This is a genomic window from Streptomyces sp. NPDC051987 (genome assembly GCF_040680735.1).
Classification (GTDB): domain Bacteria; phylum Actinomycetota; class Actinomycetes; order Streptomycetales; family Streptomycetaceae; genus Streptomyces.
In genome coordinates this window covers 106,511-129,762 of the sequence record NZ_JBFAXI010000003.1, presented here as the reverse complement: position 1 = coordinate 129,762, position 23,252 = coordinate 106,511, and the positions used below count along the sequence as shown (strand labels likewise).

The window sequence follows — 23,252 nt, the reverse complement described above, 5'->3', positions numbered from 1 at the left end:
AAAATCCCCCACCTCCGGAATGGGAATCCCTCCCTCCGCGTTGCATCCCGTTGGACGGCACCCGTTGCCCTCCCGCCGGCATGCCCGCACCGAGAGAGGACCGCCACGTGAGCCAGTACGTCAGCAGGCTCGGGCGTCGCTCCCCGTCGGCTGCCTCCCGGCTCCGCCGGGCCCGTCGGCCGCGCCGCGTCGCCATGCTCTCCGTCCACACCTCACCGCTCCACCAGCCCGGTACCGGCGACGCCGGCGGCATGAACGTCTACATCGTCGAGCTCGCGCAGCGCCTCGCCGCGATCGACATCGACGTCGAGATCTTCACCCGGGCCACCTCCGGCGGCCTCCCACCCACCGTCGAGCTCGCCCCCGGCGTCCTCGTCCGGCACGTCGACGCCGGCCCCTACGAGGGCCTCGCCAAGGAGGACCTCCCCGCTCAGCTCTGCGCCTTCACGCACGGCGTGATGCAGGCCTGGGCCGGTCACCGCCCCGGCTACTACGACCTCGTCCACTCGCACTACTGGCTCTCCGGCCACGTCGGCTGGCTCGCCGCCCAGCGCTGGGGCGTCCCGCTCGTGCACGCCATGCACACGATGGCCAAGGTCAAGAACGCCAACCTGGCCGACGGCGACACCCCCGAGCCCGCCGCCCGGGTCATCGGCGAGACCCAGATCGTCGCCGCGGCCGACCGCCTCGTCGCCAACACCTCCGAAGAGGCCGACGAGCTGGTACGGCACTACAGCGCCGACCCCGGCAAGGTCGCCGTCGTCCACCCCGGCGTGAACCTCGACCGGTTCCGCCCCGCCGACGGCCGCGCCGCGGCCCGCGCCCGCCTCGACCTCCCGCAGGACGCCCTGATCCCGCTCTTCGCGGGCCGCATCCAGCCCCTCAAGGCTCCCGACGTGCTGCTGCGCGCCGTGGCCGTCCTCCTCGACGAACGCCCCGAGCTCCGCTCCCGGATCGTCGTACCGATCGTCGGCGGCCCCAGCGGCAGCGGTCTGGCCAAGCCCGAGGGCCTGCAGAAGCTGGCCGCGCGGCTCGGCGTCGCGGACGTCGTGCGGTTCCGGCCTCCCGTCGGCCAGGAGCAGCTCGCGGACTGGTTCCGGGCGGCCTCCGTGCTGGTGATGCCGTCCTACAGCGAGTCCTTCGGCCTGGTGGCGATAGAGGCCCAGGCGGCCGGCACCCCCGTCCTCGCCGCCTCGGTCGGCGGACTGCCCGTGGCCGTGCGGGACGGCGAGACCGGCTTCCTGGTCAGCGGGCACGATCCGGCCGACTACGCGCGCCTGCTGCGCCGGTTCGCCGACGACGCGACTCTGGCGGACCGTCTCGGCAGCGCCGCCGCCCGGCACGCGGAGTGCTTCGGCTGGGACACGGCGGCCGCCGCCACCGCCGAGGTCTACCTGGCCGCGACCCAGTCCCACCGGCGTCGCGTACGCTCGGCCCATGGGTGATGTCGACAGCGCCGCGCAGGTCATCGAGGGCGTCCTCAAGGACGCCGAACTGGAGTGGGAGAGCCCCGAGTCCGGCACCTACGTGGTGCAGCTCCCCGGCACCCGCAAGCTGAAGACGACCGTCTCCCTCCGCGTCGGCCGCCACTCCCTCTCCCTGAACGCCTTCGTCATCCGGCACCCCGACGAGAACGAACCGGCCGTCCACCGCTGGCTTCTGGAGCGCAACCTCAAGCTGTACGGCGTGAGTTACGCCGTCGACCGCCTCGGCGACGTCTATGTCACCGCGCGGCTCCCGGTCGGCTCCGTGACCGCCGACGAGATCGACCGCCTGCTCGGCCAGGTCCTCGAGGCCGCGGACGGTGCCTTCAACACCCTCCTGGAGCTGGGCTTCGCCTCCGCGATCCGCAAGGAGTACGCGTGGCGGGTGGCGCGCGGCGAGTCGACCCGAAACCTGGACGCGTTCACCCACCTGATCGAACGTCCTGCTGACTGATTTCAGGTCCCTGCCTGTCCCTCACCTGACCCCCGCCTGATTGGCCTCTGCACGACCCTTTCGAGGCGCCGGGGCGACGTGGCATGCTCACGGCCGACGCAGATCTGAACGGCGTTCACAACCATGAAAGTCGCCATGGGAAGGACGTACGGAATGAGCACCGCTCCCCTCGGCAGGACCGGCCCCGTGACCGGCCCCCTCGCCAGCCCCTTGACCAGACGGACCCTGCTCGCCGGTGCCACGGCGGTGGTCGCGTCCTCCGTGGCGGGCGGCACGGCACACGCCGCCGGCACGGCCGGCCAGGTCCCCTCCCTCTGGCGGGAGTTCCGGCGCACCCCCTTCACCCACCCGCAGATCCCCTACGTGGGCCGGGCGGGAGCGGCCCGGATCCGCCGCCTCCCCGTCGTCGCGGACGTCCGGGCGTTCGGCGCCGTGGCCGACGGCGTCACCGACTGCGCCCCCGCGATCAACCGTGCCATCGCCGCTGCCGCCAGGGCCGGCGGTGGCACGGTCACCATCCCGCCCGGCACCTTCCGCATCGACGGCCTGATCCTCCTCGGCCACGACCACGTGGTGCTGCGCGGCGCCGGCAGCGGCCGTACCACCCTGTACGCGACGAAGAACCTCACCGAGCTCATCGGCCCGTACGGCTCCCGCTACGGCGGCACCAAGTCGGCGTGGTCCTGGGCGGGCGGGCTCATCTGGCTGGCCCCGCAGGCCCGTTGGGACTCGCTGACCGCGGCGATCAGGGCACAGGCCTGGCCGTTCGAGGGCTGGACCGGCAACAAGCGGGACGAATGGGCCCAGTTGACGCCCGTCGAACCGGCCCGGCAGGGCGACCGGACGGTCACGGTCACCGATCCCTCCCGCCTGAGCCCCGGCCGACTCGTGCTGCTCCGCGTCGCCGACGACACCGCCCACACCCTCCTCCAGCACATGTCCGGCGGCGGCCCCGGCCCGGCGGCGTACTCCTGGGAGGACAAGACCAAGCTGCTGTCGTACGTCCCCTACGAGTGGCCCGTCCGCGTCACGGCCGTCCGCGGCCGCCGGGTGACCCTGGAACGCCCGCTCCCGCTGGACCTGCGCCCCGAGTGGAACCCCCAGTTCACCACCCATGTCAGAGAACTGACCGGCTCCGGCGTCGAAGGCCTCACCCTGGACGTCATGGAGACCCCGCAGTCCCCGCACCTCCTCGACAAGGGCTACAACGGGGTCGTCCTGCAGTGCGCGTACGACTGCTGGGTGGACGACGTCACCGTCCGCAACGTCGACAACGGCTTCGGCCTGGTCGCCGCCTCCGCCTGCACCCTGCGCCGCACCCGGGTCGGCGGCCGGGGCGAGCACCACCCCTACTTCTGCCGCGAGGGCTCGCACGACAACCTGATCGAGGACTTCACGATCGAACAGCGCACCGTCCCCGCCCCCGCCGACACCCAGCTGCACGGCATCAACGTGGAGGGGCTCTCCTCCTACAACGTCTGGTCGCGCGGCGAGCTGGAGATGGGCACCTTCGACTCCCACCGCGGTCTTCCCTTCGCCAACGTGCGCACCGACATCACCGTGAACAACAACGGCCGGCACGGCGGCGACGCCAATGCCGGGCCGCTGTTCGGCGCCCGCTTCACCCACTGGAACGTCCGCGTCACCAACGGCCGCGCGGGCCTGATGCGCCTCGACGGGCTGGCCCCGCACTCGGCCACCGTCGGCCTCAACACCGTCACCGACTTCGACCAGATCGACGTACCGGACTTCACCGGCGACCTGAACTCCCGGCTGGAGCTGTACGGCACCTGGGACGCGGTGCGGCCGCGCAACCTGTACGAGGCCCAGCGGGACCTCGACGTCCGGGGCGCCCCGTCCACCACCGGCCGGGCCGCGGACGGCGGCTGAGGCACGGCGGACCTCAGCCGACGTACCGCGCGCTGTCGCGGTAGCGCCCCGGGGTCACCCCCACCAGCTTCCGGAAGTGCCGGGTGAGATGGGCCTGGTCGTAGAAGCCGGTGGCGGCGGCCGTCTCGCCGGGCGGCACGCCGTCGAGCAGCAGCCGGCGGGCCCGGCCCACCCGGCGGGACATCAGGTACTGGTGCGGGGCGATGCCGTACGCACCGCTGAACGCCCGCACCAGGTGGGCGGGATGGGCGTGCAGCAGCCGCGCCGCCTCCTCCAGGGCGAGCCCGTCCGCGACCCGCTCGTCGAGGAGTTCGCGCAGGGCGCGGGCGAGCGACGGGTCCCCGGCCCGCCGGAGCGCGAGCCGGGGGCGGAGCAGGCCGCGCAGCCGCTCGCCGATCAGGGCGAGCCGGCTCTCCGCCTCCAGCTCGTCGCCGCGCCGGGCGAGCGCGGTGTGCAGCCGGCCGACCCGCTGCCGGAGCAGGGGGTCCCGCAGGTCGGGCCCGTCGACGGCGGCTCCGATGAGGTCGTCGCCGAGCAGGGTCCCGTCCAGGTAGACCACGCGCTTGCGGAAGCCGTCCGCGGTGGCGGGGGAGCCGTTGTGCGGGACGTGCGGCGGCAGCAGGGTCACGGTGTCGGCGGGGGTGCCGTGCTCGTGCCGGTCGAGGTCGTACCGCACGGCGCCGTCGTCCACGATGAGCAGCGTCCAGGCGTCATGGACGTGCATCGGGTAGGCGTACCCGGTGAAACGGGCGTGGAAGACCTCGGTGACGCCCGGGACCGCGGGGCGCCAGGCGGTGACCTGCTGGGTGACGGACTGCCGGGCGGCCATGCAAAGAACGTACAAGACGGGGTCGTACGACGCCCGGCAGTCTCAGGGCATGAGTTCCACGACCCCGCTGCACACCCCCGACCCGGCCCTCGCCCCGGTCCGGTTCGACACGAAGATCGCCGTGCTGCTGCGCGCGGACCTGGCGCCCTGGCAGCGCCTGAACGTCACCGCGTTCCTGGTCAGCGGCCTGGGCACGATGCTCCCCGAGGTGGTCGGGGAGCCGTACGCGGACGCGGACGAGGTCGTCTACCTGCCGATGTTCCGGCAGCCGGTGCTGGTCTTCGAGGGCACCGAGGAGACCCTGAAGGCCGCCCACGAGCGGGCACTGGGCCGCGCCCTGCCCCGCGCCGTCTTCACCGCCGACCTCTTCACCACCGGCAACGACCGCGACAACCGCGCGGCGGTACGGGCGGTGCCCACGGCGGAGCTGGACCTGGTCGGGCTCTCGGTGTACGGGCCCCGGAACGCGGTGGACAAGGTGGTGAAGGGGGCCCGGATGCATCCGTGAGGCGCGACGCGTCTGATCCTTGGTGCACTGAGCCCCGGTGCGCGGGTGAGGCCCGGCGCGCCGAGGCCCGGTGCGCGGGTGAGGCCCGGTGCGCGGGTGAGCCGACCGAAGGAATCGCATGGCGTGACCGGGTGATCTGATCATCGGATACGAACATGTTCTACGCGGACATCACATCTCATAACCATGCGATACATCAGACTCTCCACCGCGGTCGCGGCCGCTGCCGCGATTCTCACCTGCGCGACGGGCGCCCCGGCGGCCGCCGGCGGCGACTCGTCGACACCGGTCCCCTGCTACACGGCAGCGCTGACGAACGCCATCAGCGGCGCCTCGTCGGGGGAGACCCTGTCCCTCGCCCGTAACTGCACGTACCACCTCACCGCCGCGCTGCCGGACATCAACCAGTCCCTCACCATCCGGGGCAACGGCGCGACGATCGTCCGCGACGGGAACGGGACCCCCGCGTTCCGGATCTTCCATGTCCTCTCCACCGGCGTCCTCCGCCTGGAGAGCCTGACCGTCCGCGGCGGCAACGCCGTCGGTATCACTGCCGCCAGCGGCAACGGCGGAGGCATCCTCGTCGACAGCGGTGGCAGGCTCACCCTGGTGGGCGTCGACGTGATCGACAACACCGCCACGCTCGACGGGGGCGGTGTGGCGGTCTCCACGGGCGCCACGGCGACGATCCGACGCAGCTGGCTGGCGTTCAACAACGCGGCCGACGGCGGGGCCGTGAACAGCCTGGGGACACTGACCGTGGAGAACTCCGAGTTCAGCCGCAACCACGCCCAGGCCCTCGGCGGCGGCCTCCGGCAGAGCGGTGGCACCGCCTTCGTCCACGCGAGCATCATCAGCCGCAACACCGCCGGCCTCGCCGGTGGCGGCATCCACAACAGCGGCGGCGCACAGACGACGATCATCGAGAGCAAGATCGCGAACAACACGACCTCCGGCTTCGTGGGCGGCGGGATCGCGAACACAGGGGCCGGGTCGACGGTGACGCTGGAGAAGTCGGAAGTCAGCGGCAACGTCGTCGGGGGCCTGGGGGGCGCCGGCGGCGGCATCCACAACTCCGGTACGGCCACCACCGTGCTCACTCTCCGCGGCAGCAAGGTCATCCGCAACAGCGCGAACGGCTCCGGCCCGTCCCAGGCCGGCGGCATCTTCAACAACAACGGGGCGCTCACGCTCGACCACAGCTACGTCCAGAACAACGCCTCCACGACAGCCCCCGGAGGCCTCCGCACGAACGTCCCCATCACGCTCACGGACTCGGTCATCACCCACAACATCCCGACCAACTGTGTCCCGTTCCCCATCCCGGGCTGCACGAACTGACGCGTCGTCCGGGCGACGGCCCCTGCCCCAGGTCCCCGAAGCCCCTGCGGCTCCGAGGTTCCCGAGGGCAGGGGTCCGCCTTTCGCTTGCCGCGGCCGTCGGTCGCTGTGCGGGTCCGCCTTTCGCTTGCCATGGCCGTCGGTCGCTGAGCGGTTCCGCCTTTCGCTTGCCACGCCCGTCGGTCGCTGTGCGGGTCCGCCTTTCGCTTGGCGCGCCCGTCGGTCGCTGAGCGCGCCTGCCTTTCGCTTGCCATGGCCGTCGGTCGCTGAGCGGTTCCGCCTTTCGCTTGCCGCGACCGTCGGTCGCTGAGCGGCCCGCCTTTCGCTGTTCCCGTCCATCGGTCGCTCAGGGCGCCCGCCCTTCGCTCACTCCGCTCGTCCGTCGCTCATCCCGCCCGCACCTCGGTCTCCGCACTCGCCGTCGGAGCCCCCGCCGCGGGCCGCTCCTTCGGCAGCCGCCGCATCAGCAGGCCGTACCCCAGCGCCGCCCCCGTGCCCACGACCGCGCAGAACCCCCACAGCCACCGCGCCCCGAACCGGTCGATGACGACGCCGGACAGCAGCGGCGCGATGAGTGCGGCGGCGGACCAGGAGAGCGTGTACATCCCCTGGTACCTGCCCCGCCCGTGCACCGGCGAGAGCCGCACCACCAGCCCCGTCTGGGTCGGCGCGTTGACGATCTCGGCGAGCGTCCACACGCAGACGGTGAGCGCGAACACCCCGACCGACCCGGCGAAGGCGGTCAGCCCGAAGCCGTACCCCGCGAGCAGGGACGAGACGACGAGCAGGGACCGCGGATCCCGGTGCTGGATGACCCGGGTCACCGGGATCTGCAGGACCACGATGAGGACGCCGTTCACGGCGATGGCCATGCCGTAGTCGGCGGGCGAGAACCCGGCCTCGCCCATCGCCACCGGCAGCCCGACCGACCCCTGCTGGAAGATCAGGGCGATCAGGAACGACAGCCCGACGACGCCCATGTACCGCCCGTCGCGCACCACGGTGAGCAGGCTGACCTCGCCGTCCTTCGCGGCCTCCGCGGCACCGCGCCGGGGCCGGGACTCGGGCAGCCGGAGGAAGACGAGGACGGCACAGAGGGCGGTCATCCCGGCCTCGATCAGGAACCCGGCACGGTAGCTGACCTCGGCGACGAACCCGGCGCCCATGGAGGACACGGCGAACCCCAGGTTGATCGCCCAGTAGTTGAGCGAGAAGGCCCGTACCCGGTCCTCGGGCCGCACGATGTCGGCCATCATGGCCTGCACGGCCGGCCGGGAGGCGTTGGAGGCCACGCCCACCAGGAACGCGACGGCGGCGATGGCGACGGGATCGCGCACGAACCCGAGCAGCGCGACGGCCGCGGCGGTGGAGGCCTGGGCGACGAGCAGGGTGGGCCGCCGCCCGAGCCGGTCCGCCATCACCCCGCCGCCCAGCGAGGACACGACCCCGCCCAGCCCGTGCAGGGAGGCGACGAGCCCGGCGTACGACGCGCTGTAGCCGCGGTCGAGGGTCAGGTACAGGGCCATGTACGTGGCCACGAAGGCGCCCAGCCGGTTGACGAGGGTGCTGGTCCACAGCCACCAGAACTCACGGGGCAGACCGGAGACGGTCTCCCGGACGGCGCGGCGCAGGGCGGCGGACGGCATGGTTCTCCCGGAGCAGGCGTGAGCGACACAGATGTAAGCGACACAAGGCGCGTCGGCAACTTACATACCTGCTGCTCGCCTGAGCCAGTCAATTAACAGATGGCGGCGGCTGTCCGCCCCCTGGGACGCCCCGCGGGCGCCCGCCCTGCGCCCCGAATACGTGGATTACGCTCTGACCCATGGCCGACGCACCGTACAAGCTGATCCTCCTCCGCCACGGCGAGAGCGAGTGGAACGCGAAGAACCTGTTCACCGGCTGGGTGGACGTCAACCTCAACGAGAAGGGCGAGAAGGAGGCAGTCCGCGGCGGTGAGCTCCTGAAGGACGCCGACCTGCTCCCGGACGTGGTCCACACGTCCCTCCAGAAGCGGGCGATCCGCACGGCGCAGCTCGCCCTCGAAGCCGCCGACCGCCACTGGATCCCGGTCCACCGCAGCTGGCGCCTGAACGAGCGCCACTACGGCGCCCTCCAGGGCAAGGACAAGGCGGCGACGCTGGCCGAGTTCGGCGAGGAGCAGTTCATGCTCTGGCGCCGCTCGTACGACACCCCGCCCCCTCCGCTCGCGGACGACTCGGAGTTCTCCCAGTCCGCCGACCCGCGCTACGCCTCCATCCCGCCGGAGCTGCGCCCCCGCACGGAGTGCCTCAAGGACGTCGTCGTCCGCATGCTCCCGTACTGGTACGACGGCATCGTCCCCGACCTGCTGGCCGGCCGCACGGTCCTGGTCGCCGCCCACGGCAACAGCCTGCGCGCCCTCGTCAAGCACCTGGACGGCATCTCGGACGCCGACATCGCGGGCCTCAACATCCCCACGGGCATCCCCCTCGCCTACGAACTGGACGCCGACTTCAAGCCGGTCACCCCCGGCGGCCAGTACCTCGACCCGGACGCAGCAGCCGCAGCCATCGAGGCGGTCAAGAACCAGGGCAAGAAGAAGTAGGTTTGGTGATCATGCCCCCGAGCTGCGCAAACGGCGCGGTGCGGGGGCATTCTCACGGCCTGGGCCCACTGTGGGCCCTCAATGAGGCTGAAGAGGCGCTTCGCCGTACGAGCTCCTGAGCCAGAACGCCCGAGATGATCAGGGCGAAGCCCCAGCCCTTGCTCACGGGCATGATCACACCGCCCACGCCCACCACGGCGTAGCGCCCCTGCACGAGCGGCCTTGGCGCAGCCCCCGAATCGTGCTCGTCTCGCGGGGGGACTGTGAGCAGGAGACGCTTCGTTGCCAGGGGTGTGCCTGGCGGTTACCGGATCTGGGACAACCGAGGACGTCGATGGTGGGGCGATCTCCACGAGTTGCGGCGCCGCCGAAGCGGACAGGACGAGGGCGCGTCCCTGAGCAGCAATAACCTGACTCACCAAGATCCCGGCAACAACCCGGGCAGGAAAAAGTAACCCCGCATCAGCAAGTCCCCGAGCTGCGTTTTTCGTTGCGGGGCGGGGGTGGGGCGGCAGGTGTGTCGTTGTGGGGTTTTCTTCGGCCGTCTGCGGAGTGGTGTTCATCGGTTCGGGTGACTGTCTGCGGAGTCTTCGTGGCTTCGGGCATATGCCGCGCGTGAAATGAGCGCTGTAGCTCGATGGGGCGGGCGGCCGGTGCGAACCGGCTGCCCGCCCTCCGCGCGGCGCCCGGTCGGCGCCGGAACAGAAGGGACACCGAATGCGCGTGCTGCGCGCCTTCGCGGGGAGCGCCCTCGCCTCGCTCCTCCTGCTGATCGGCATCTCACCGGCCACGGCCCAGACCGATCACCCCTCCGCGAGGAAATCCGTCGACTGCCCGGTCACGAACCGCAGTCGCGGCACCAACACCGCCCCGCAGACGGCCTACCAGACCTACTACCTCAACGACTGGCGCCTGGGGCCGGTCCACCTTCCCCACCAGGGCGCTCTCGGCAGGATGCTGAAGGGCTACCAGCGCACGGACCACACCTCCGCCTACTGGTTCCTCGGCTGCTACTGGCAGACGGATCCGCAGACGGGGAAGTCGGGTTGGTGGTACCCCGACAACAACGGCTTCGTCCTGAAGAACGGCAAGCCGGTGGAGCACGCCCTGACGCTCCGCAAGGGTCAGCTGGTCGACCTCTTCGGCAGCGGGTTCGGCAACTTCTTCGCTCCCGCGGGCACTCCGTACGCCAAGCGCGCGATCCCGCCGAGCAATCTGGACACCTACGTCAAGACCTTCCCGTACAGCTACCACCTCTACCGGGTGCTCAAGCCGTTCACGGTCGAGGCAGGTCCGATCCGGCCCTGGTTCGGTCAGCCCGGTCTCGGTCTCCAGTACCTGACGAAGTCGTCGGTCTCCGACCTCGTCACCGCGAAGTATCTGGACGCGCTGCCGGTGACCTGACCCCCGGAGCGCCGGGTGAGGAGACGTGCCTGATGGACCGCGCAGAACTCGTCGACAGACTCCGCGCAGCGGACGTTCCCGAGGCGTTCTACGACATCGACGGCGTCCACGCCGTTCCCGTCCAGCCGGACGCCTACTTCTTCCTGCGCCAGGAGGCCGCCGCTGCCTGGACCGTCGGCCTGCGCCAACGGTCCCAGGACAGCGTCCTGCGGCGTTTCGGCACCGAAGCCGACGCCTGCGCGTACCTCTACGACAAGCTCACCCGGTCAACCCCCCCGCCCACGGCGGCCGCCGAACCCCTGGACGATCTCCTCGCGAACGCCGAGGAGATCCAGCGGCAGGCGTGGGAGGACTACCACCGGCACCGGAGACCGGCTGACGACGGATGACGGCGGAGGACGGCGGGGCGCGACGGTTGGCGACGGAGGACGGGCTCCCCCGCAACACGCCGGGTGATGACCCTGCGTGAGGATGCGGTCACCGGTTCGTAGGATGAGCCAATGATCAGGTTCGTTGAGCGGCGCCTCCGGCAGTGGCGGGCGCGGCGGAAGCCGGTGCGCCGTCGGCGTCCGGTCGTCCTCGGTCTGGTCGTCCTCGGGCTGGTCGGGGCCGGCGTGGTGGGTGCCGCGGCGCTCGCGTCCCGCGCCGGTTCCGAGGACGCGGCACCGGCGTCCGCCGAGGCGGTCCGAACCCCCGTCCGGCCCCCCGTCCGGCCCCCCGTCCGGGCGACCGGGACCGCGCGGCCCGGTGCGCCGGCGCCGCCGCGCCCCGTCGGCGACGTGCGGATCACCGCCGTGGGAGACGTCGTCATGGGCTCGCTCCCGGACGACCTCCCGCCGGACGACGGCGCCTCGTTCTTCGACCCCGTCAAGGACCTGCTCACCGGTGACGTGGTGCTCGGGAACCTGGAGGGCACGCTCACCGACGGCGGTGCCAGCAAGTGCGACCACATCGACGGGCCGAACTGCTTCGCGTTCCACGCCCCGCCGTCGTACGCCCGCTGGTTGAAGAAGGCCGGCTTCACGGTCCTGAACACGGCGAACAACCACATCGACGACTTCGGGGCGGAGGGGCGGCGCAACACCTTCGCCGCGCTGCGCTCCGTGAACCTGCCGTACACCGGCCGCCTGGGCCAGATCACCGTCCAGCGGGTGCGCGGGATCAGGGTCGCGGTGATCGGCTTCGCGCCCGACCGAGGGGCGAACGACCTCACGGACATCCCCGAGGCCCGGCGACTGACCGCCCGCGCCGCGGCGATGGCGGACGTCGTGATCGTGACGATGCACGCCGGCGCGGAGGGCTCGGACCGCACCCACGTGGAACCCGGCACCGAGTACTTCCTCGGCGAGGACCGCGGCGACAGCTACCGCTTCAGCCGCGCGGTGATCGACGCCGGCGCCGACCTCGTCGTGGGCAGCGGTCCGCACGTCATGCGGGGCATGGAGTTCTACAAGGGCCGTCTGATCGCCTACAGCCTGGGGAACTTCTCCGGCTACAAGGTGCTCGGCCTCGGCGGCACCCTCTCGACCAGCGGCGTACTCCAGGTCACCCTCCGCGCCGACGGCGCCTACGTCTCCGGGCGCCTGCGCCCGACCCGGATCGTGGAGCCGGGCACGCCGGAGCCGGGCGGCGACGCGCTCGACCTCGTCTCCGGCCTCTCGGAGGACGACTTCGGGTCACGTGCCGCCGACATCTCCGCGGACGGGACGATCCGGCGTCCGTAGCCGGGCGCGGCCTGTCCGTACCAGGTGACATGATCCGCGGCATGGATCTGCCCCCTGTGTTCGCCGGACTCGGACCAGATCATCCTCGACGGCGAACGCTCTCGCGCCGAGTCCCGAAAGGTCCTGCGGACACTGACCCCGGAATCCCGCCGACAGATAGTACTCTTGACGATAGTATCGCTTGCGATACTATCTTTGCCGCGAGGTTGCCATGCGTCGTTTCATCGGGCGGGACCGAGAGTTGAACGTACTCGGCAGTGTCTTGCGGGCGGTCCGCGACGCCGTCGGGTCGGCGCAGCCGGGGCAGTGCGTCCTCATGCGGGGAAGGCGGCGGGTCGGCAAGTCCAGCCTCGTCGAGGAGTTCCTCCGGCGCACCGGGGCGCCGTACCTCTTCTTCACCGCTGCGGGCGGCGCGGCCGAGGACGAACTGACGGAACTGCTCGACGCCGTCGCCAGGTCCACCCTGCCGGAGCGGGAACTGTTCTCCGAGGAGACCCCGACACAGTGGAACGCGGCCTTGCGGCTGCTCGCGGAGATCCTTCCCGACGACAGCCCGAGCGTGGTGGTCATCGACGAGGTTCCGTATCTCATGGACCGCGTCGACGCCTTCGAGGGCATGCTCCAGCGGGCCTGGGACCGGCTGCTCAGCCGCAAACCGGTGCTGCTCCTCCTGGTCGGGTCCGATCTGTCGATGATGGAGGCGCTGAACAGCTACGACCGCCCCTTTCACCAGCGGGGCCGGGAAATGGTCGTGGGACCCCTGAACCCGGCCGACATCGCCGAGATGCTCGATCTGTCCCCCGCCGCCGCGTTCGACGCCGCTCTGATCACGGGTGGTCTCCCGCTGATCTGCGCCGAGTGGCGGGTCGGCGCGGATGTCCGGGAGTTCCTCCGCGACTCGCTGGACAATCCCATCTCGGCGCTGCTGGTCTCCGCCGAGCGCTCGCTGGCCGCGGAGTTCCCGCCGCAGGCGATGAGCAGGGAGGTCCTGCGGGCCATCGGATCCGGGGAACGGACCTTCACCAACATCGCTCGCGCGGCGGGCGGCATCGCCCACACCACTCTCACCCGGGCCACCGACGTCCTGACCGAGAAGAGGGTCGTCGCCGCCGAGCTGCCGTTCTCGCTGAGGCCGTCGAAGGAACGCCGGTACCGGGTGGCAGATCCCTACCTGCGCTTCTGGCTCGCGTTCCTGGATCCGCACATGGCGGAGATCGAGCGGATGCGGGGAGATCTCACTCTGAACCGCATCGAGGAGCGGTGGACGAGCTGGCGCGGCCGCGCGATCGAACCCCTGGTGCGGGAATCCCTCGCCCGTCTCCTGCCGGACGGGTCCGTGCCCGCAGCCTCGGCGATCGGCGGGTACTGGACCCGCAGCAACGACGTCGAAATCGACCTGGTGGGCGCCGACCGGCAACCGGTGGCCAAGCAGTTGCTCTTCCTCGGCTCGGTCAAGTGGCTGGAGAACGCGGCGTTCGACAGCCATGACCTGGCCGCGCTGCACAAGCACCGGGCAGCGATCACCGACGAACCGGTACCGCTTGTGGCTGTCTCCCGCGGCGGAGTCGACTGCTCCGGCCTCCAGGCGGCGTACGGCCCCGAGGAACTGCTCAGCGCTTGGCGTAGGGCATGAGCAGGAACCGCGCTTACCGCGACTGGGCAGCGCCGTGATGGCTACCGCGAGCTGGCGGGTGGTCCGGCCAGTGAACGTGTAGTGGGGGGTGGGCGTGTCGCCGCGCAGGCGTACGAAACACAGGAGTCCGCGAGGCTGCGGGCCGCGCGCAGAGCGGTGTCGGCGTAGGAGTCGTCGCCGAAGTGGCGCCATGCGTCGAGGAGTACGGGGACGACTCCGGCCGTACTGGTGTGGAGCGTGGGGCTGAGGCGGTCGTCCGAAAGCTTCGTCGTCCAGGCCAGGCCGCCCCCAGGCGTCTCCCGCGCCGGCCCGGTCAGCCACCGCAGCCCGTCCACCGCGAGATCCTCGACCTCGTCGACCGCTTCCGGTGCCGGTGTCATGGGGCCACTCTCGCATGACCCCCGGTGCGTGCCCAGGGGCCGCCGAGATGCCCGAGACGCCCGCACGTCAGCATGCGGGCCTCACCAGATCGAGAGCGGTACCTGGTGGATCTCGTCCGCCGGATGGCCCGAGCGTTCGTGGACGCGCCTGACCGCTTCGGCCGAGGGGGCGTCGGAGAGACAGTAGACGTTGCCGGACTCCGGGTCCGCCCAGGCCCGTTCGAAGTGGACGCCCTCGTCCTTCTCGACGGCGAGGTCGGCCTCGTGGGCCTCCTTGAGCTGGTCGGCGGTGATGCCCTGCATCCCGTGGTGTACGTCCATGAACTGCGGCATGGCTGCCACCTCCTGTCTCCCCTCCCCGCGACCCTCCCGTTGCGCGTCCCGTTCCGTTTCCTGTTTCGCTTCCGGTTCCGCCTCCCTTTCCATGCTGCGCCCGTCCGTGCCGCCTCGCGCGCCGCCCCTCGGCGGCGCGAAGGGCCCCCGACCGGAGTCGGGGGCCCTTCGTCGTACCTGCCGTGGTCGTACCTGACGTGCGGAGGTGTTCGGTCAGCCGCACTGGCAGGGGCTGCCCGACTGGCAGCCGCAGCCGCAGCCCGAACCGCACCCGCAGGCGCCGATGACCAGGAGGTTCTTGATCTCGGCGGGCTGATCGGTCTCGCGCTCCTGCGTGGGGTCGGGCGTGGTGCTGGGGGATTCGGCCATGGATCCCTCCCGGAGGTCCCTGAATGCCCTAGAGCTAGGGCCTTGCCCATTCCATGCCCGTTTCTCCGGGCGCATCAACAGCGCACGGCAGCGCATGGTGGTGCCCCGCGCCCGAACCGCACCCCGCGAGCCCCGCCCGGCCGGGCGGTTACGCCCCCTCGGCGCCCGTCACCGGCTGGATGTCGGGCTGCAGGTCGTCCGCGTGCTCGCCGGTGACCAGGAAGACGACGCGCTTGGCGACGGCGACCGCGTGGTCGGCGTACCGCTCGTAGTAGCGGCCCAGGAGGGTCACGTCGACGGCGGTCTCGATGCCGTGCTTCCAGCGGTCGTCCAGCAGGTGCTGGAAGATCGTGCGGTGCAGCAGGTCCATCTCGTCGTCGTCCTGCTCCAGCTGGAGGGCCAGGTCGACGTCCTTGGTGATGATCACCTCGGCGGCCTTGGCCATCAGGCGCTGCGCGAGCTGTCCCATCTCCAGGACGGTCGCGTGCAGGTCGTGGGGGATGGCGTTCGCCGGGTAGCGGAGCCGGGCCAGCTTCGCCACGTGCTGGGCCAGGTCGCCGGAGCGCTCCAGGTCGGCGGACATGCGCAGCGAGGTGACGACGATCCGCAGGTCGGTCGCCACCGGCTGCTGGCGGGCGAGCAGGGCTATCGCGCGCGCCTCCAGGTCGTGGTGGAGCTCGTCCACCTTCTGGTCGGCCTCGATGACGCTCTCGGCGAGCTTGAGGTCGGCGTCGAGGATCGCCGTCGTGGCGCGCCCGATCGCCGATCCGACCAGCCGGGCCATGTCGACCAGGCTGTCGCCGATCGAGTCGAGTTCCTCGTGGTACGCGTCCCGCATGGGTTCCCTCTCCTACGTGTGTTCCCGGGGCTCCGTGGGCCGGGGCCCGTGGCCGAAACCAGCTGCGAACCCCACGCTTCCACGTTCCGGTCTCAACGCGACCGTTTCTGCCACCCCAAATGAACCAATACTGGCTCCAAGGTGAACTCTGGGCGACGAGTGTTCGAGCTGACACCTCACGGACTGTGGGGATGTCGTACCCCCTGCTTAACCTGTTTGCATGGACGTGAACGCGGCGGTCGCCGCAGCGGCAGCGATCGCCGGGGTGCTCACCGGTGTCATCGCCATGCTGGCGTTCCGCTGGAGCGAACGCGACCAGAAGCGACCGACCAGGACTTCTCTGCACACCGACCCCGTACTGCCCCCGGGCGTGGACACCGTACTGAGCGTGCTGCGCTCCTCCGCGGTCGTCCTGGACGAGGCCGACGCGGTGGTCAAGGCGAGCTCGGCGGCATACGCCCTCGGGCTCGTGCGCGGCGGCAAACTCGCCATCGAGCCGATGCTCGCGATGGCCCGGGACACCCGGCGCGACGGCGAGATACGACAGGTCGAGCTGGACCTCCCGCGGCGTGGGACCGGGCGGGGCGAGGCCCTGGCCGTATCCGCCCGGGTGGCGCCCCTCGGCTCCCGGCTCGTGCTGCTCCTCGTGGAGGACCTCACCGAGGCCCGCCGGATCGAGGCGGTACGCCGTGACTTCGTGGCGAATGTCAGCCACGAGCTGAAGACCCCGGTCGGCGCGCTCTCCCTGCTCTCCGAGGCCGTCATGGACGCCTCGGACGATCCGGAGGCCGTGCAGCGCTTCGCCGGTCGTATGCAGATCGAGGCCACGCGCCTGACCAACCTGGTCCAGGAACTGATCGATCTGTCGAGAGTGCAGAACGACGACCCCCTGGAGGACGCCGAGCCGGTCCGGGTGGACGAGCTGGTCGTCGAGGCGATCGACCGCTGCCGGCACCAGGCGGGCGCCAAGCAGATCACCATGGCCGCCGGCGGCACCGCCGACCTGCACGTCTGGGGCAACCGGGGCCAGCTGGCCGCCGCCCTCGGCAACCTGGTCGAGAACGCCGTCAACTACTCCCCGGCCCGCACCCGGGTGGGGATAGCCGCTCGCCGGGTCAGCGTGCCCGGCGGCGACATGATCGAGCTCGCCGTGACCGACCAGGGCATCGGCATCTCCGACAAGGACAAGGAGCGCATCTTCGAGCGCTTCTACCGCGTCGACCCGGCCAGGTCACGGGCCACCGGCGGCACCGGTCTCGGGCTCGCCATCGTCAAGCACGTGGTCGCCTCGCACGGCGGGGAGGTCACGGTGTGGAGCGCCGAGAACCAGGGCTCCACGTTCACCCTCAGGCTGCCGGAGGCGGGCGTGGCCCGCGACCGCGCGTCGCAGCACCCCGACCTCGACGACGAGGCCGGTACCACCGAGTCATCCCCGTACGAACCGCTTCCCGCCCCGGAGGTCCTTCCGTGACCCGAGTGCTCGTCGTCGAGGACGAGGAGTCCTTCTCCGACGCCCTGTCGTACATGCTCCGCAAGGAGGGCTTCGAGGTGGCCGTGGCGGCCACCGGCCCCGACGGACTCGACGAGTTCGAGCGCAACGGCGCCGACCTCGTCCTCCTCGACCTGATGCTGCCGGGGCTGCCCGGCACCGAGGTCTGCCGCCAGCTGCGCGGCCGGTCCAACGTCCCCGTCATCATGGTGACGGCCAAGGACAGCGAGATCGACAAGGTGGTCGGTCTCGAAATAGGAGCCGACGACTACGTCACCAAGCCCTTCTCCTCCCGGGAGCTGGTCGCCCGTATCCGCGCGGTGCTCCGCCGCCGCGGTGAGCCGGAGGAGGTCACCCCGGCCGCCCTCGAAGCGGGGCCGGTCCGCATGGACGTCGACCGCCACGTGGTGACGGTCTCCGGCTCCAAGGTCGACCTCCCGCTGAAGGAGTTCGACCTCCTGGAGATGCTGCTGCGCAACGCCGGCCGCGTCCTGACCCGCATGCAGCTCATCGACCGGGTCTGGGGCGCCGACTACGTCGGTGACACCAAGACCCTCGACGTCCACGTCAAGCGCCTGCGCGCCAAGATCGAGCCGGACCCGGGTGCCCCGCGCTACCTGGTGACGGTGCGTGGTCTCGGCTACAAGTTCGAGCCGTAGACCGAACAACCCGCCTGCCGGCCGCAGCAGCCGCAGGGCCGGCACGGCCGACGTGCGGCTGCGGCCGACGTGTGGCGGCTGTCGACGTGCGGCAGCGGCCGACGTGTGGCTGCCGCCGAGCGGCCGGCATGCGGTTGACGTGCGGCTTGCTTGCCGCGGATGGCCATGTGCGGCGGCGGTGTGTGCGCTGACGGCGGTGTGCGTGGTTGCGACCGCCGTGCGGTGACGCTCGTGTCGTACCGGCCGGTGGTCGGCGTGCGGTGACGCTCGTGTCGTACCTGCCGGTGGTCGGCGTGCGGTCAGGACGGCCGGGCCGGCGGACGGCGGCGACCATGCGGCCGACGTGCGGTGACGCGGTCGGCGGGTCGGCGTGGCGCCGGTGTGCGGTCGTGTTTGTCGTGCGGTGAAGGGCGGCACCCCGAGGGGTGCCGCCCTTCACGTGTCGCCGGTGCGGTGCGGGCGCTCAGCCCGCGTTCGTCGACGCCGAGGCGGAGTCGGTCGGGGTCGCCGTGGCGCTCTCGGAGGCCTTGCCCTTCTTGCCCGGCTTGGCGCTGCCGCTCGCCGTCGAGCCGCCGGCCGGGGTGGTGGACGTGGACGGCGAGGCCGAGGGCGACGGCACCGCGCTCGGGCCCCAGCCCGTGAAGAAGCTCTCGGCCGGCACCACGAACGCGCGCAGGCTCACGTCACCGGTCTTGCTGAAGGTGAAGGTGATCTTCTGCGCGTTGCCGTCCTGGACCGCCTCGCGGCTGCTGGCCAGCACCGCGGAGGCGTTGCCCGTGCCGCCCAGGATCAGCCGGCCGCCGCCCTGGATGGTCAGCGGCTGGGACTTGGTGGCGTGCAGCTCGGCGGTCTTGCCGGTGCCGGCGACGACGATCGACTGGAGCGTCTCCGGCTCGGTGCCGGTGTTGAAGATCGTCGCGGAGATCACGGCGGGTCCGGTCGACGTGAGGTCGGGCTGGGTGATCACGGTCGCGTTCTGGACCTTGATGTCGCCGACACTCGTCGCCGCGTTGTCCGGCTTGATCTGCAGCGTCTGGGAGTCGTTGCCGGCGCCGCAGGCGGAGAGCGCGGCGACGGAGAAGGCGATGGTGGAGGCGGCGAGGGCGCCGCGTCGAAGGCTGCTGCTCACGGCGGCGGCAACTCCTTGAACGCACGGGCGGCCCCCTTATAAAGCCGCCCTAAGTGTCTGTCAGCGGCCTTAGGTTACCGAGCCGTTCCCGCGCCGCCGCACCCGACCCTCCCCAAGCCCCTCGCTTCCCCCGGGCTGGGGGTACCCACGGGCAGCCACAAGTGCCCCTTCGGCCCCTTTGGGGCGACGCCCGTCCGGCATTCACATAACCGGTCCGCAACACCGCGAGCACCACGCGCAAATTTTCCGTGAAGGAATGCGCGACCGCCCGGAGAATTGATCACACACTGCTTCAGGTGCGGGTTCGCGTGCCGTTCAGTCGGACCCGGTGATCAATTCCGGAAACGTCCGGGATCCGGCTCCGGCAACCGAACGGAGTAGCGGAAGTCGTACGCTTGGAACCGGACATATGTGGATGTTCCATCGCTTGGGCGAGCCTCCGGATGTGTGTAACGTACGCGTTTCACCTCCCCCGAAGAGCGGCTCCCACCTGCGAATACCTGGTTCCGGACGGCTCGCGAAGCACGTTCCTGTTGCTGTTGTCAAGCCCCGAGATATGCCCTGACCTGCGAAAACGCCATTCAGAACCGCCGGTTTCCGTGTTACCCTGGATAGCCACGGAAGGGGTACCTGTCACATGACGTTCAAGGTTGGCGACACCGTGGTCTATCCCCATCACGGGGCCGCGCTGATCGAGGCCATCGAAACTCGCCAGATCAAAGGCGTGGACAAGACCTACTTGGTGCTGAAGGTCGCCCAGGGCGACCTGACGGTACGTGTGCCAGCGGACAATGCGGAGTTCGTCGGCGTGCGTGATGTGGTCGGTCAGGACGGGCTGGACCGGGTCTTCGAGGTGCTGCGCGCGCCGTACGCCGAGGAGCCCACGAACTGGTCCCGTCGGTACAAGGCAAACCTGGAGAAGCTCGCCTCCGGTGACGTCATCAAGGTCGCGGAAGTCGTGCGTGACCTGTGGCGTCGTGAGCGCGAGCGCGGACTCTCCGCCGGTGAGAAGCGCATGCTCGCCAAGGCCCGCCAGATCCTGGTGAGCGAGCTCGCCCTCGCGGAGAACACGAACGAGGACAAGGCCGAGGCCCTGCTCGACGAGGTCCTCGCGTCCTGACGCAGACGCAGTCCAGCTCAGCACGCTGAAACTCCGCACACCCGAAATGCCGCGGTGCCCGATGACACTCTCACTGTCGCCGGGCGCTGCGGCATGTTTGCGTACGCCCTCGGGAAACCCCCGATACTAAGCGTGCCGGGCCCGGGCTGCTGGCTCGACCAGTGTCACGGAAGGGTCCGGTCAAGGCGTCGCGCCCGGCACTTCCCAGGCCATACCCACGCCAGGCCCGCACACAAACCTGACAGGAACCGATGTCTGACGATTCGCGTCCTTCGCGTACGGAACCGGGTACGCAACCGCGTACCGCACCGCGCACGGCAGCCGTGATTCCCGCCGCCGGCCGGGGTGTGCGGCTCGGTCCGGGCGCCCCCAAGGCACTGCGCACGCTGAACGGCACGCCCATGCTCGTCCACGCCGTGCGCGCCCTCGCCGCCTCCCGCGCGGTCTCCCTGGTCGTCGTCGTGGCCCCGCCCGACGGCGCGCCCGAGGTCAAGTCCCTCCTCGACGCCCACGCGCTCCCCGACCGCACCGACTTCCTCGTCGTCCCCGGCGGCGAGTCCCGACAGGAGTCGGTCAGGCTCGGCCTGGACGCACTGCCCCCCGACTACGACATCGTCCTGGTCCACGACGCCGCCCGCCCCCTCGTCCCGGTCGACACGGTCGACGCGGTGATCCAGGCGGTCCGCGACGGCGCACCGGCCGTGGTCCCGGCCCTCCCGCTCGCCGACACGGTCAAGGAGGTCGAGCCGGCCGCCGCTCCCGGCGACCCCGAACCGGTGCTGGCCACCCCCGCCCGCGCCCGCCTGCGCGCCGTCCAGACCCCCCAGGGCTTCGACCGGGCCACGCTGGTCCGCGCCCACGAGACGGTCACCGACAACGTCACCGACGACGCCAGCATGGTCGAGCAGCTCGGCGAGCAGGTCGTGGTCGTCCCCGGCCATGAGGAGGCCTTCAAGGTCACCCGCCCCCTCGACCTCGTCCTCGCGGAGGCGGTCCTGGCCCGCAGGAGGCTCAACGATGGCTTCTGACCCGATCCTCCCCAGGGTGGGCGTCGGCACCGACATCCACGCCTTCGAGGAGGGCCGTGACCTGTGGTGCGCCGGTCTGAAGTGGGAGGGCGAGGGCCCCGGCCTGGCCGGTCACTCGGACGCGGACGTGGTCGCGCACGCGGCGTGCAACGCGCTGTTCTCCGCGGCCGGGCTGGGCGACCTGGGACAGCACTTCGGCACCGGCCGGCCGGAGTGGTCGGGCGCGTCCGGGGTGACCCTGCTGACGGAGGCGGCCCGGATCGTCCGCGCCGCGGGATTCCTGATCGGGAACATCGCCGTGCAGGTCGTGGGCCCGCGCCCGAAGATCGGAAAGCGCCGGGACGAGGCGGAGAAGATCCTCTCGGACGCGGCGGGCGCTCCGGTCTCGGTCTCGGGGGCCACGACGGACGGTCTGGGGTTCCCGGGCCGGGGCGAAGGTCTCATGGCGGTGGCGACGGCGCTGGTCGTGAAAACGGCGTGACCGGATCCTTCCCGGGGCGCGGGAACAGCGCGGCGAGCCACCGCGCACCCGCCCCCGGCCACGGCGCTTCACACATCGGTGCCACGCACCACCCTCCGCCCACTACCCTGGTCCCGTGACCATTCGCCTGTACGACACCAACGCCCGGCAGATCCGTGACTTCACCCCGCTCGTCCCGGGCTGTGTCTCGATCTACCTCTGTGGTGCCACCGTGCAGGCGGCGCCCCACATCGGGCACATCCGGTCGGGCCTGAACTTCGACATCATGCGCCGCTGGTTCGAATACCGCGGCTACGACGTGACGTTCATCCGGAACGTCACGGACATCGACGACAAGATCATCGCCAAGTCCGCCGACCAGGGCCGCCCCTGGTGGTCGATCGGCTACGAGAACGAGCGCGCGTTCAACGACGGTTACAGCGCCCTCGGCTGCCTCCCGCCGACGTACGAGCCCCGGGCGACGGGACACGTGCCGGAGATGATCGAGATGATGCGCGGGCTGATCGAGCGCGGACACGCCTACGAGGCCGACGGCAACGTCTACTTCGACGTCCGCTCCTACCCGGACTACCTCCAGCTCTCCAACCAGGAGCTGGACAACCTCCGCCAGCCCGAGGGCGAGGGCGAGACCGGCAAGCGGGACCAGCGGGACTTCGCGCTGTGGAAGTCGGCGAAGCCGGGCGAGCCCAGCTGGGAGACGCCGTGGGGGCGCGGCCGGCCCGGCTGGCACCTGGAGTGCTCGGCGATGGCCCACAAGTACCTCGGCGCGGCCTTCGACGTCCACGGCGGCGGCCTCGACCTGATCTTCCCGCACCACGAGAACGAGATCGCCCAGGCCAAGGCGTTCGGCGACGACTTCGCCCAGTACTGGGTGCACAACGCCTGGGTCACCATGAGCGGCGAGAAGATGTCGAAGTCCCTCGGGAACTCGGTGCTCGTCTCGGAGATGGTCAAGCACTGGCGCCCGGTCGTGCTGCGCTACTACCTCGGCACCCCGCACTACCGCTCGATGATCGAGTACAGCGAGGAGTCGCTGCGCGAGGCCGAGTCGGCGTTCGCGCGGATCGAGGGCTTCGTGCAGCGCGTGGTGGAGCTGGCCGGGGGAGCCGTCGAGCCCTCGGCCGAGGTCCCGCCGGCGTTCGCCGAGGCGATGGACGACGACCTGGGCGTCCCGCAGGCGCTCGCGGTCGTCCACACCACCGTCCGGCAGGGCAACTCCGCCCTCGCCGCCGACGACAAGGAGGCGGCCGTCGCCCGCCTCGCCGAGGTCCGTGCCATGCTCGGCGTGCTCGGCCTCGACCCGCTGGCCGCGCACTGGTCCGGCGAGGCCGAGAAGGGCGAGGACCTGCACGGGGTCGTCGACAGCCTCGTACGCCTCGTCCTCGGTCAGCGCGAGTCCGCCCGCGCCCGCAAGGACTGGGCGACCGCCGACGCCATCCGCGACCAGCTGAACCAGTCGGGCCTGGCCATCGAGGACAGCCCGACCGGCCCGCGCTGGACCCTCAGGTCCTAGCACCCGCAGCCATCAAGATCGACTGTGCCGCCCGGCCCCCCGGGCGGCACACTGCATAAG

Annotated in this window: 24 protein-coding genes; 17 read left to right on the top strand and 7 right to left on the bottom strand. The window is 71.1% G+C overall.

The window, feature by feature from the left end:
- The first annotated feature begins 107 nt into the window (after window positions 1-107).
- The 3 genes from mshA to AB0M11_RS02560 all read left to right on the top strand — a co-directional run bounded on the left by mshA (window position 108) and on the right by AB0M11_RS02560 (window position 3,828).
- The gene (gene mshA, locus AB0M11_RS02570; protein WP_365700528.1) at window positions 108-1,445 is read left to right on the top strand and encodes a D-inositol-3-phosphate glycosyltransferase; all 1,338 of its coding nucleotides are present in this window, start codon (window positions 108-110) and stop codon (window positions 1,443-1,445) included.
- Window positions 1,438-1,938 (top strand): YbjN domain-containing protein, encoded by a 501-nt coding sequence (locus AB0M11_RS02565; protein WP_365700526.1) that lies wholly within the window; start codon window positions 1,438-1,440, stop codon window positions 1,936-1,938. The genes mshA and AB0M11_RS02565 overlap by 8 nt, the downstream gene beginning before the upstream one ends.
- Before the next feature lie 153 nt (window positions 1,939-2,091).
- On the top strand, window positions 2,092-3,828 hold the full coding sequence (locus AB0M11_RS02560) for a glycosyl hydrolase family 28-related protein (protein WP_365700524.1): 1,737 nt from the start codon (window positions 2,092-2,094) through the stop codon (window positions 3,826-3,828).
- A gap of 13 nt (window positions 3,829-3,841) precedes the next feature.
- Here AB0M11_RS02560 and AB0M11_RS02555 read toward each other — a convergent pair whose 3' ends face one another.
- Window positions 3,842-4,657, bottom strand: coding sequence for an AraC family transcriptional regulator (locus AB0M11_RS02555; RefSeq protein ID WP_365700522.1), 816 nt, complete (start codon window positions 4,655-4,657; stop codon window positions 3,842-3,844).
- Window positions 4,658-4,706: 49 nt separating this feature from the next.
- Here AB0M11_RS02555 and AB0M11_RS02550 point away from each other — a divergent pair, with 49 nt between their 5' ends.
- Both AB0M11_RS02550 and AB0M11_RS02545 read left to right on the top strand, forming a co-directional pair.
- The gene (locus AB0M11_RS02550) at window positions 4,707-5,165 is read left to right on the top strand and encodes a DUF2000 domain-containing protein (RefSeq protein WP_365700520.1); all 459 of its coding nucleotides are present in this window, start codon (window positions 4,707-4,709) and stop codon (window positions 5,163-5,165) included.
- Between the two features lie 186 nt (window positions 5,166-5,351).
- Window positions 5,352-6,506 (top strand): hypothetical protein, encoded by a 1,155-nt coding sequence (locus AB0M11_RS02545; protein ID WP_365700518.1) that lies wholly within the window; start codon window positions 5,352-5,354, stop codon window positions 6,504-6,506.
- 385 nt (window positions 6,507-6,891) lie between these two features.
- On the opposite strand, the gene AB0M11_RS02540 is transcribed toward AB0M11_RS02545, so the two are convergent.
- Window positions 6,892-8,151, bottom strand: coding sequence for an MFS transporter (locus AB0M11_RS02540; protein WP_365700516.1), 1,260 nt, complete (start codon window positions 8,149-8,151; stop codon window positions 6,892-6,894).
- A gap of 179 nt (window positions 8,152-8,330) precedes the next feature.
- On the opposite strand from AB0M11_RS02540, the gene AB0M11_RS02535 reads away from it, so the two are divergent.
- The 6 genes from AB0M11_RS02535 to AB0M11_RS02510 all read left to right on the top strand — a co-directional run bounded on the left by AB0M11_RS02535 (window position 8,331) and on the right by AB0M11_RS02510 (window position 13,853).
- Entirely contained in the window at window positions 8,331-9,092 is a 762-nt protein-coding gene (locus AB0M11_RS02535) for a phosphoglyceromutase (RefSeq protein WP_365700514.1), read from the top strand.
- A gap of 263 nt (window positions 9,093-9,355) precedes the next feature.
- Complete coding sequence (locus AB0M11_RS02530; RefSeq protein WP_365700512.1) at window positions 9,356-9,547, top strand: hypothetical protein; 192 nt, start codon at window positions 9,356-9,358, stop codon at window positions 9,545-9,547.
- Between the two features lie 262 nt (window positions 9,548-9,809).
- Window positions 9,810-10,496: a TNT domain-containing protein gene (locus AB0M11_RS02525; RefSeq protein ID WP_365700510.1), complete on the top strand. Its 687-nt coding sequence runs from the start codon at window positions 9,810-9,812 to the stop codon at window positions 10,494-10,496.
- A 32-nt stretch (window positions 10,497-10,528) separates the two neighbouring features.
- Entirely contained in the window at window positions 10,529-10,885 is a 357-nt protein-coding gene (locus AB0M11_RS02520; protein ID WP_365700508.1) for a hypothetical protein, read from the top strand.
- Window positions 10,886-10,996: 111 nt separating this feature from the next.
- Complete coding sequence (locus AB0M11_RS02515) at window positions 10,997-12,220, top strand: CapA family protein (protein ID WP_365700506.1); 1,224 nt, start codon at window positions 10,997-10,999, stop codon at window positions 12,218-12,220.
- 211 nt (window positions 12,221-12,431) lie between these two features.
- Window positions 12,432-13,853, top strand: a complete 1,422-nt coding sequence (locus tag AB0M11_RS02510) for an ATP-binding protein (RefSeq protein WP_365700504.1) — start codon at window positions 12,432-12,434, stop codon at window positions 13,851-13,853.
- Between the two features lie 41 nt (window positions 13,854-13,894).
- Here the strand turns inward: AB0M11_RS02510 and AB0M11_RS02505 are convergent, their stop codons facing one another.
- The 4 genes from AB0M11_RS02505 to phoU form a co-directional block, all read right to left on the bottom strand.
- Window positions 13,895-14,233 carry a hypothetical protein gene (locus AB0M11_RS02505; RefSeq protein WP_365700502.1) on the bottom strand — a complete coding sequence of 113 codons (339 nt, stop codon included), beginning with the start codon at window positions 14,231-14,233 and terminating at the stop codon, window positions 13,895-13,897.
- A gap of 81 nt (window positions 14,234-14,314) precedes the next feature.
- Window positions 14,315-14,566 (bottom strand): SCO4226 family nickel-binding protein, encoded by a 252-nt coding sequence (locus AB0M11_RS02500; protein ID WP_365700500.1) that lies wholly within the window; start codon window positions 14,564-14,566, stop codon window positions 14,315-14,317.
- Between the two features lie 213 nt (window positions 14,567-14,779).
- Window positions 14,780-14,935 carry a hypothetical protein gene (locus AB0M11_RS02495; protein ID WP_167391710.1) on the bottom strand — a complete coding sequence of 52 codons (156 nt, stop codon included), beginning with the start codon at window positions 14,933-14,935 and terminating at the stop codon, window positions 14,780-14,782.
- A 148-nt stretch (window positions 14,936-15,083) separates the two neighbouring features.
- Entirely contained in the window at window positions 15,084-15,773 is a 690-nt protein-coding gene (gene phoU / locus AB0M11_RS02490) for a phosphate signaling complex protein PhoU (protein ID WP_089101798.1), read from the bottom strand.
- Between the two features lie 220 nt (window positions 15,774-15,993).
- Between phoU and AB0M11_RS02485 the strand changes: the two genes are divergently transcribed.
- Together AB0M11_RS02485 and AB0M11_RS02480 are read left to right on the top strand one after the other, a co-directional pair.
- Window positions 15,994-17,244, top strand: coding sequence for an ATP-binding protein (locus AB0M11_RS02485; protein WP_365700497.1), 1,251 nt, complete (start codon window positions 15,994-15,996; stop codon window positions 17,242-17,244).
- Window positions 17,241-17,921 (top strand): response regulator transcription factor, encoded by a 681-nt coding sequence (locus tag AB0M11_RS02480; protein WP_010358452.1) that lies wholly within the window; start codon window positions 17,241-17,243, stop codon window positions 17,919-17,921. Before AB0M11_RS02485 ends, AB0M11_RS02480 begins: the two co-directional genes overlap by 4 nt.
- A gap of 463 nt (window positions 17,922-18,384) precedes the next feature.
- Here the strand turns inward: AB0M11_RS02480 and AB0M11_RS02475 are convergent, their stop codons facing one another.
- Window positions 18,385-19,050 (bottom strand): DUF461 domain-containing protein, encoded by a 666-nt coding sequence (locus AB0M11_RS02475; protein ID WP_365700495.1) that lies wholly within the window; start codon window positions 19,048-19,050, stop codon window positions 18,385-18,387.
- Between the two features lie 637 nt (window positions 19,051-19,687).
- Here AB0M11_RS02475 and AB0M11_RS02470 point away from each other — a divergent pair.
- The 4 genes from AB0M11_RS02470 (at window position 19,688) to cysS (ending at window position 23,192) form a co-directional block, all read left to right on the top strand.
- Window positions 19,688-20,170, top strand: coding sequence for a CarD family transcriptional regulator (locus tag AB0M11_RS02470; RefSeq protein WP_003953493.1), 483 nt, complete (start codon window positions 19,688-19,690; stop codon window positions 20,168-20,170).
- A gap of 251 nt (window positions 20,171-20,421) precedes the next feature.
- The gene (gene ispD, locus AB0M11_RS02465; protein WP_365700493.1) at window positions 20,422-21,198 is read left to right on the top strand and encodes a 2-C-methyl-D-erythritol 4-phosphate cytidylyltransferase; all 777 of its coding nucleotides are present in this window, start codon (window positions 20,422-20,424) and stop codon (window positions 21,196-21,198) included.
- Window positions 21,188-21,679, top strand: coding sequence for a 2-C-methyl-D-erythritol 2,4-cyclodiphosphate synthase (gene ispF / locus AB0M11_RS02460; RefSeq protein ID WP_365700491.1), 492 nt, complete (start codon window positions 21,188-21,190; stop codon window positions 21,677-21,679). The genes ispD and ispF overlap by 11 nt, the downstream gene beginning before the upstream one ends.
- Window positions 21,680-21,794: 115 nt before the next feature.
- Entirely contained in the window at window positions 21,795-23,192 is a 1,398-nt protein-coding gene (gene cysS / locus AB0M11_RS02455) for a cysteine--tRNA ligase (protein WP_365700489.1), read from the top strand.
- Window positions 23,193-23,252: the final 60 nt, after the last annotated feature.